The sequence below is a fragment of the Bacillus cereus group sp. N8 genome (genome assembly GCF_016483685.1).
Classification (GTDB): domain Bacteria; phylum Bacillota; class Bacilli; order Bacillales; family Bacillaceae_G; genus Bacillus_A; species Bacillus_A proteolyticus.
The window spans coordinates 1-466 of record NZ_JAEHBK010000133.1 but is presented as its reverse complement, the minus strand read 5'-3'; the positions used below and the strand labels follow the sequence as shown (position 1 = coordinate 466).

Genomic DNA, 466 nt, shown 5'->3' with positions numbered 1-466 from the left:
ATACATCCGGGAGTTGAAATGCAGTTGAATCTAAAATACGAATACGCTTGAAAACAGAAGTGTATGGAGAAGAAATCGGCATAGATGCGGCCAGTTTTTTGCTTAGTAGTTCGGCTAGTAGGTGTTGTAAAAGTTGGACGGCAGCCTTATTAAACCGTTGATTCAGTCCCTCAGGACTGATGAGTACTTCTGTTGATGCTTCTAAACAGCTAGATAACTGAGTTAAAGAAGTCATAGCTACATTTTGGCTCAACCATACACATAAAGCGACTAAATCTTTTGCTTGGTACTTACTGGTTCGTTGTACAAAGCCAACGTCTCTAGCAAGATCCCGTAAGGTATTTGGAGATAAAAAACTTTGAATCTCTTGAGCAAATAGTTGTAATTCGTCAGACACAGAAACAGACATAAAAAACGCCATCCTTTCCTATGATTCTACAGAAAGAATAGCGTATTTTTTCATTTT

Annotated in this window: 1 protein-coding gene; it reads right to left on the bottom strand. The window is 38.2% G+C overall.

Features of this window, described 5'->3' with window-relative positions; translation table 11 throughout:
• Positions 1-409: transposase (locus JDS80_RS30730; RefSeq protein ID WP_472926354.1), on the bottom strand; the 409-nt coding region annotated here is incomplete at its 3' end.
• Positions 410-466 lie beyond the last annotated feature (57 nt).